At 57.8% G+C, this 8,697-nt stretch carries 5 protein-coding genes; 4 read left to right on the plus strand and 1 reads right to left on the minus strand.

The genetic code is table 11. The annotated features are described in order from the left end of the window. Nucleotides 1-80 precede the first annotated feature (80 nt). Nucleotides 81-1,466 (plus strand): signal recognition particle protein, encoded by a 1,386-nt coding sequence (gene ffh, locus KI787_01000; GenBank protein ID MBV6628506.1) that lies wholly within the window; start codon nucleotides 81-83, stop codon nucleotides 1,464-1,466. A gap of 63 nt (nucleotides 1,467-1,529) precedes the next feature. Continuing rightward, entirely contained in the window at nucleotides 1,530-2,006 is a 477-nt protein-coding gene (locus tag KI787_01005) for a DUF4442 domain-containing protein (GenBank protein ID MBV6628507.1), read from the plus strand. Nucleotides 2,007-2,408: 402 nt separating this feature from the next. Here KI787_01005 and uvrA read toward each other — a convergent pair whose 3' ends face one another. Beyond that, nucleotides 2,409-5,243 carry an excinuclease ABC subunit UvrA gene (gene uvrA / locus KI787_01010; GenBank protein MBV6628508.1) on the minus strand — a complete coding sequence of 945 codons (2,835 nt, stop codon included), beginning with the start codon at nucleotides 5,241-5,243 and terminating at the stop codon, nucleotides 2,409-2,411. Nucleotides 5,244-5,410: 167 nt separating this feature from the next. Here uvrA and KI787_01015 point away from each other — a divergent pair, with 167 nt between their 5' ends. Together KI787_01015 and ssb are read left to right on the plus strand one after the other, a co-directional pair. Next, a complete protein-coding gene (locus tag KI787_01015; GenBank protein MBV6628509.1) occupies nucleotides 5,411-6,574 on the plus strand; it encodes an MFS transporter in 1,164 nt (387 codons plus the stop codon). A gap of 98 nt (nucleotides 6,575-6,672) precedes the next feature. Continuing rightward, nucleotides 6,673-7,143 carry a single-stranded DNA-binding protein gene (gene ssb, locus KI787_01020; protein ID MBV6628510.1) on the plus strand — a complete coding sequence of 157 codons (471 nt, stop codon included), beginning with the start codon at nucleotides 6,673-6,675 and terminating at the stop codon, nucleotides 7,141-7,143. Nucleotides 7,144-8,697 lie beyond the last annotated feature (1,554 nt).

Below are 8,697 nucleotides of genomic sequence, written 5' to 3' on the forward strand. Positions count from 1 at the left end.
GTCACAGCGCGCGGCGCAACTCACGTATTTGTTTCCACCCGGCTCCGATGGCGGCGGTGGAACTTCATGATGGTTTATCGATGTTCGAATCCCTTTCAGAGAATCTCCAGTCCACCCTTAAGAATCTGCGCGGCCAAGGCAGGCTTACCGAAGACAATATCGCCGACGCCCTGCGCGCCGTGCGGCGGTCGTTATTGGAGGCGGACGTTGCCCTGGAAGTGGTGCGGGATTTCATTGCCAAAGTCCGCGAACAGGCGCTGGGAGAAGCCGTCCGCAGCAGCCTAACTCCAGGTCAGGAGTTCATCTCCATTCTGCAACGTGAACTGGTTCAGGCATTGGGTGGTGAGTCCCAAGGCTTGGATCTACGCGCCCAGCCGCCAGCAATTATTCTGCTGGCCGGTTTGCAGGGTGCGGGTAAAACCACCAGCGCCGGCAAGCTGGCGCGTTACCTCCATGCGCAAAAGAAGCGTGTGCTCATGGTCAGCGCCGACGTTTATCGCCCGGCAGCCATCGAACAGCTGGCCACTTTAGGGCAGCAGTTGCAGATCGATGTGCAGCCCTCGTCGGCGTTGCAGGCACCCAGTGCCATTGCTGATGAGGCTTTAGAGCGAGCGAAGCGCGAGTTCTATGATGTTTTGATTGTGGACACTGCCGGCCGGACCAGCATCGACGAAAAGATGATGGCGGAGATTGCCGGTCTGCATCAGCAGCTGGCGCCGGCAGAAACCTTGTTTGTGCTGGATGCCATGACTGGCCAGGATGCGGCGCGCACCGCGCAGGCCTTTGACCAAGCGGTACCCTTGACCGGGGTGATTCTGACCAAGGTGGATGGCGATGCACGGGGTGGTGCGGCGCTGTCGGTACGCCATATCACCGGTAAGCCCATCAAGTTCTTGGGCGTGGGTGAAAAACTCGAAGCCCTGGAGGCCTTCCATCCGGACCGCTTGGCCTCACGCATTCTGGGTATGGGCGATGTGCTCAGCCTGATTGAAGAAGCCGAGCAGAAAATTGACCGGCAGAAGGCAGAGAAGCTGGCCCGCAAGCTGCAAAAAGGGGGTGGCTTCGATTTAGACGACTACCGCGACCAGCTGCTGCAGATGCAGAAGATGGGCGGTATTGGCGCGATGATGGATAAGCTGCCAGGGATGGGGCAACTCCCTGCGCAGGTGAAGAACCAAGTGAACGACAAAGAGTTCATGCGCAATGTGGCCATCATCAACTCCATGACCAGGCAAGAGCGCCGTTTTCCAGCGGTGATCAAAGCCTCGAGGAAAAAGCGGATTGCTGCCGGCTCCGGAACGCAAGTCCAGGACGTGAACCGCTTGCTCAAGCAGTTCACGCAGATGCAGGGCATGATGAAAAAAATGCGCGGTGGCGGCATGAAGAAAATGATGCGGGCCATGGCTGGGCGCATGCCTCCCGGCATGATGGGGCCAGGTGGTCCTGGCCGCCCTGGTGGCTTCTAAGCAGGCCGCACACTTTGAGCGAGCCATGCTCGCTTTCTTGTATTGACGAACTAGAGAGTCACAATGGATTTATTGGCTTTGTATGCCCGTATGAGCAAAGTCCCAGGGGGCAAGGCGGCGTTTTCAAAAATGGTGGCCTTGAAGGCGCCCTATTTTCGGACCGTGAGCCCAGTGTTGGAAGAGCTGAGTGCGCAGCAAGTTCGCGCGCGCTTGCGCAAGCGCTGGTCGGTAACCAATCACATCGGCACAGTGCATGCCATTGCTATGTGCAACCTCGCCGAGTTCACTGGTGGTTTACTCACCGAGGTGGCGTGTCCGCCAAGCGCCCGTTGGATTCCCAAGGGTATGCAGGTGGAGTACTTGGCCAAGGCCAACACCGACCTGGTGGGCACAGCGCAGTTCCCGGCTGATGTGGACTGGAGTGTGGCGCAGACGGTTGCTGTTCCGGTCGAGGTGTGTGACCGGGAAGGAACCCCCGTTTTTCGGGCCAGTATCGATATGTACTGCAGCCCTAAGCCCGCGGCGTCCAAGGCCGCATAAGGCTCGCATTCCATCGGAGACAGCCTGATTGGCACGCGGTTTGCTACATCGAGTCTGTCTCCCTGGTACGTTGATCGTGCCAATTTTGAGAGGGAAGTGCTTAAGGATTGAGCACTTCCCTCTTTTTTTTGCGAGAACCGGCGAGGAGCTGCCCACCTTCCGTATGCGCGTGTTGGGCCGTCGGGCTCGCTACCCTTGGCGCCGCTGCGCGGTGTCCTTCGGCACCAAGGCCGAACGCGATCCCAACGGCCCAACACGCGCAGGGAGCCTCTCTGCGCCGTCCGTCCCGCGAAGCGGCGCGGGGGACACAGGCGCAGACTACGCCGCCAGGCGTTCGGGCCCTAGGCCATAAAGCCCGTTCCAGCTTCCTCTAGTCGGCATAGGATGTTGATAGGGGCGTTCTCAGTATCCGCGCTCGAGGATGGGCTTTAGGTAGTGGCCGGTGTGCGAGTTGGGATTGGCCGCTACCTCTTCCGGGGTGCCAGTGGCGACGATCTGCCCGCCGCCTGCACCGCCCTCGGGCCCCAGATCGACCAGCCAGTCTGCCGTCTTGATGACATCCAGATTGTGCTCGATAACCACCACCGTATTGCCGTGGTCGCGCAAGCGATGCAGCACCTGCAGCAATTGCTCCACGTCATGGAAGTGCAGGCCGGTGGTGGGCTCATCCAGGATGTATAAGGTTTTGCCTGTATCGCGCCGCGACAGCTCCTTGGCGAGCTTGACGCGTTGTGCCTCACCACCTGACAAGGTCGTCGCGCTCTGGCCCAAAGTGATGTAGCTCAAGCCTACATCCATCAAGGTCACCAATTTGCGCTTCAAGGCGGGCACGGGGCCGAAGAACTCCACCGCGTCCTCGACCGTCATCTCGAGGACCTCGGCAATGGTTTTACCCTTGTAGCGAATATCCAGAGTTTCGCGGTTATAGCGGTGGCCCTGGCACACTTCGCAGAGCACATACACATCGGGTAGGAAGTGCATTTCCACCTTGATCAGCCCATCGCCCTGGCAGGCCTCGCAACGCCCGCCTTTGACGTTGAAGGAAAAACGACCTGGTGTGTAGCCCCGCGCGCGGGCCTCGGGCACGCCTGCGAAGAGTTCGCGAATGCCCGTAAACAAACCAATGTAGGTGGCCGGGTTGGAGCGCGGAGTCCGCCCGATGGGGCTTTGGTCAATGCCAATGACCTTATCGAGTTGATCCAGACCGCGAACCTTGTCCACTGGTGCGTTGGGTAGGCTGGCTCTATTGAGCTCGCGCGCGGCGATGGGGTAGAGGGTGTCGTTGATGAGGGTGGATTTCCCGCTACCCGACACCCCCGTGATGCAGATCAGGCAACCCAGGGGTAGCTCTACATCGACCTGCTGCAGGTTGTTCCCGCTGGCGCCCTCAATGCGGAGAACGCGCTGCGCATCTGGAGCCTGCCGAGGCTCTGGGATGCTGATGCGACGCTCGCCACTGAGATATTGACCCGTGAGCGATGCCGGAGTCTGGATCACTTCTTCTGGCGTTCCCGCAGCAACGACTTCGCCGCCATGCACACCGGCCCTTGGGCCAATATCGAGCACATGGTCTGCACAGCGAATGGCATCTTCGTCATGCTCGACCACAAGCACTGTATTGCCCAGGTCACGCAGACGCACTAAGGTATCGATGAGGCGTTGGTTATCGCGCTGGTGTAAGCCAATCGAGGGTTCATCGAGTACATACAGCACCCCAACCAAACCCGCCCCAATCTGGCTAGCCAGCCGGATGCGCTGAGACTCGCCCCCGGACAGAGTTTCGGCCGCGCGGTCTAGGCTCAGATAGTCCAATCCCACATTGTTCAAAAAGGACAAGCGCAGGCCGATCTCTTTGAGCACGGGGCGGGCGATTTCGGCCTGTTGCCCTGGTAATTCCATCTTCTCGAAATGGGCCAGCGCATCGGCAATGGACATGCGCGATATTTGCGGCAAGGTGCTGCTCGCGACCTGCACAGCGGAGGCAGCCCTGTTGAGGCGACTGCCGTCACAAGCGGAGCAGGGCTGGTTCGAACGATAACGGGCCAGCTCTTCTCGCACGGCGTCCGATTCGGTTTCGCGATAACGCCGCTCCAAGTTCGGCACAATGCCTTCAAAGGTATGGTTGCGGACTTTGCGCCGACCGCGCAGGTCGGGGTATTCAAAGCGAATTTTGGTACGCCCACTGCCATACAAGACCACCTCCCGATGCTTGGGGGGCAGGTCCTGAAAAGGCATTTCCAGGTCGATGTCGTAATGCTCAGATAAACCTGTGAGCAGCGCGTAGTAATAGGGATTGCGCCGGTCCCAGCCGCGAATGGCGCCATCAGCCAAAGCCGCTTTGGGATTGGCCACGATGCGGTCGGCATCGAAGACCGAAGTGGTTCCCAGGCCATCGCAGGAGCTACAGGCCCCATGCGGGCTATTAAAGGAAAACAAACGCGGTTCCAGCTCCTGCAGGGTAAAGCCGCATTCAGGGCAGGCAAAACGCGCCGAAAAGGTATGTTCTTGGGCATCCCCTGACGCGCGCCATGGCGCGACAATGGCCAAACCATCGGCCAGACGCAGGGCTGTTTCAAAGCTCTCGGCCAGGCGCTGCGCCTGATCGCTACGCACTTTGAAGCGGTCGATCACCACATCGACATCATGCTGGGTTTTAGGGTTCAGGCTCGGAAGCTCATCGAGCTCATGGAGTTCGCCATCGACTCGAATACGAATAAAGCCTTCGGCTCTGAGCTGCTCCAACAATTGGCGGTGCTCGCCTTTACGGCCCCGAATAATGGGGGCCAGTAACATCCAGGCGCTGTCTTCGGGTAGCTGCAGCACGCTATCCACCATCTGACTCACCGTTTTGGCGGTGAGGGAAATGTGGTGATCCGGACAATAGGGCACACCCACCCGGGCAAAGAGCAGGCGCAGGTAATCCTGAATTTCGGTCACCGTACCCACGGTAGAGCGTGGGTTGTGGCTGGTAGATTTCTGCTCAATGGAAATAGCGGGGGATAAGCCTTCGATGCTGTCCACATCGGGCTTATCCATCATCGACAAAAACTGCCGTGCGTAGGCAGACAAAGACTCCACATAGCGCCGCTGCCCCTCGGCATAAATGGTGTCGAAGGCGAGAGAACTCTTGCCAGAGCCAGACAGCCCGGTAATGACAACTAGCTTGTCGCGCGGGATGTCCACGCTGAGGTCACGCAAGTTATGGGTGCGCGCACCGCGCACGCTAATGGTCTTCATAGTCCGCTGGGGCCAGGGTGGGGGAGCAAACTTGGTACTATAAAACGATTACTTCGGATGAGTTGTGTCTTCCGACTTGGGGTCAAGCGAGTGCGTAAAGAGCATTCGCGCCGGATTTTCCATTTGTTGCAATTGCAAAGACTTTGAACGCTGAGCCATCCCTGTCTATGAGTCGCGCCGAAAGGCGCATAACGGCCACGCTGGCACTGATGCTGCTGTGCCGCATGTTGGGCTTGTTCATGGTCCTGCCGGTGCTCTCGCCATGGGCCTTGGAGTTGGCGGGTGAGCCAGGGCTTGCCGTGGGGCTGGCTGTGGGCGTGTACGGGCTCACCCAAGCCTTGCTCCAAATTCCGTTGGGCTGGCTGTCCGACCATATTGGCCGTAAGCCGGTGATTGTGGGGGGCTTACTCTGCTTCGTCGCGGGAAGCGCTATCTGTGCCCAGGCGGATACTGTGCAGGGCTTGGTGCTGGGCCGATTGGCCCAGGGTGGTGGAGCCATTGCAGCCACATCGACGGCCCTGCTGGCCGATTTACTCCGGGCCCAGGTTCGCTCGACGGCCATGGCGGTGGTGGGCATTAGTGTGGCCGGGGCTTTTGCACTGTCTTTGTTGCTGGGGCCGGCTCTACTTGGCTGGACCGGCGTGCCGGGCCTGTTTTGGTTGGCCACGGTAATGGGCCTGATTGCCATTAGCCTGCTTGCAACGCTGCCTGCGGCACCCGCCATCGTCGCTGGTGCGGAAGATGCGCCGGATAAACCCCAGGGTGCCAATGCCCTCATTCTCGGTATCGGTAGCCTGCACGCAGCACTGGCCTTTTTATTCGTGGTCTTACCGCTGGAAATCGACGCAGCCGCCGGTGGTCAAGCCCAAATGCAATGGCGTATTTGGCTGCCCACCGTGGCCTTGTCATTGGTGGTGGTATTTCCCATGCTCCGCGTGGTGGAAAAACGGGGCTGGGAATGGCGATCTATGCCTTGGGCTTTTGCTCTCATGGCCTTAGCCACAGGCGCTTTGGGCGTTGTTCCCGACTGGGGTTTGGTCGCCGTGCTCTCGTTATACTTCGCCGCGTTTAATTTTTTGGAGGCCAGCCTGCCGGCGCTGCTCAGTCGCTTGGTGGGTCAGGGTCGGCGCGGACGCATCATGGGTCAGTTCAGCGCGGCGCAGTTTCTGGGCATTTTTGTGGGTGGTGCCATCGCTGGTGCGGTGCACGCGCAAGCCGGCGCCGCCTGGAGCATGCTGGTCTCGGCCTTATTGCTGGTCCCGGCGTGGGTCGCTGTGTGGCTACCAGCCCGGCGCGCTTGGCGTAATGAACCCATCGGCCAGGCAGGCTAAGGACTACATCCATTTTCAATGCAGCTGTCCGCATTATGGACTTGCCTGCGTTCTCCCGAACACGCATCGTTACAACGACACGCAATAGGACTACAGCTATGGCACGAGGAATTAACAAAGTTATTTTGGTGGGTAATCTGGGCGCCGACCCGGAAACCCGCTATACCCAATCCGGCTCGGCCGTCTGCAATGTGCGCATTGCGACTTCGGAGTCCTGGAAGGACAAACAAACCGGCGAAAACCAAGAACGTACCGAATGGCACCAGGTGGTGTTCTTCGGTCGTCTAGGCGAGATCGCCGCCGAATACCTGCGTAAGGGCAGCCAGATTTACGTCGAAGGGAGCCTGCGTACCCGCAAATGGCAGGGCAAAGACGGCCAAGACCGTTACACCACCGAGATCATCGGCAATGAAATGCAGATGCTGGGCAGCCGCGGCGGCGGCATGGGTGGCGGAGACGGTGGCGGTTATGGTGGCGGGCAGCGTAGCCAAGCCCCCCAATCAGCCCCGCAGCGCAGCGCAGCCCCAGTGGTCAACGACGACATTGATAGTGACGACTTGCCCTTCTGACCATGGGAATATCTAGAAAGTGTAGAAAACCTCACAATACTTCGTATAAAGCCCCATTCTATGGGGCTTTATACTTATGACGCGTTCGGTATGCCTCCGGACGTAAAATAGCTGCGGTACGATTAAACTGCAGCGTGCATCCTTTCTGAGCAAAAGGTAAATGAATGACCTTACTCAGCCCAGAAAAATGCCCCAATACCCCTACATCGCAACAGGCCGTCGAGGCGGCGCGTTAGGACAAGTTAGTTGAAAGACGTTGTCGTGAACTCATTGGTGAGGAGTGTTGGCGATCAAGTGGACTGCGAATCCTGCAGTAGCAAGTGTTGCCCAAAGGCACGAATCTGTGTAGTGCCAACGAAATAGACGTCTTTCGATATCGCCCATCCTCCTAGGGAATGACCGCGCAAGGTCATGGGCAGCAGCGTTGAGCCGAGCATACGAAATGGCGAAATGTGCAGATCAGAGCAATCTCTCTGCATTGAATTTGTGAAACAGTACGGCAGGTTGAAGCGTAATTTCGGACCAGTACTTTTCTCGAGTTCCTGCGCCAGAAACGCATACGTCCTAGTTGATTCCCGCCGAGAAAATATGCTTGAAGCGCCAAAGTACGAAGTTAAGCCATAACAACATCAAAGATCCCCAATAGGACGCTTCCAGCGCCTATTACATACGAAGGTTTAGCAACGCTTAGTGGCCTACTTCCGGTTGCCTGCCTTTTCGCTCGTAAACCTGGGCTTCGACTAGTGGTTCTCTCGAATCCTACGACATCATTCATTCGCCTTTGGAGGATGATTGCAGCAGACCGATGGTCAGTCCTGACTATCGGATGCTAGCCATAGTTGTGGACGAGTCATAAGTAATAGTTTTATCGTAATCGCTACAGCGGTGGGCATCGACCTGCGTAAGCAACCTGGTTGGTATCGGGTGCAGAGTTGGAGCTCCATAACTAGGTAGATACAGAAAGCGAAACACTAGAGATCGTTAAGGGTCAGAAGCATGGTGACTAAGACCCGGCTTACGCTGCGTCCTGGCCAAAAAGGAACTAAAAAGCTTGTTCAGGAGTATGGCGATAAGCTGGTTGCTGTTCGCTATCTATATGATTGCGATAAGGGCAGAAGAATCAAAACAATAGAACTGGTTGTTGAGGATATTCCTTGGCTGGAGGGGAAGTCTTCACCCCGGTAATGTAGGATTAAGGGTGTTTAATGAACGGCACCGGCCGGCTTTGGCGGAGAAAAAGCGCATTCAGCGGCGTCCAAACCCCGCTCCCTGCGGAATCTGCATATGCATGTAGATGCAACGAACAATTTATTGACGAACTGCTGGTAAGTCGTCGTCATATCCGGGAGACTCGGGCACCGTTTATCCGACAATGAAGTGCGCTGAAGGGAGGGCTGATGCGCCGGAGGGATTTCGATGCGTGGTCCGCGATGCCGGGGCAACCGTCGTTGATATTGACAACGGTTCGCGCCGGGTCAGTTCCCATGAGCATCAGGGAATAGACCGTTGGCTCTTCGCTCCCCATCAACTGTTCTTGCAGCCATGGCAATGGTC

Origin of the sequence: Oceanococcus sp. HetDA_MAG_MS8 (assembly GCA_019192445.1) — a bacterium.
Lineage (GTDB): Bacteria > Pseudomonadota > Gammaproteobacteria > Nevskiales > Oceanococcaceae > MS8.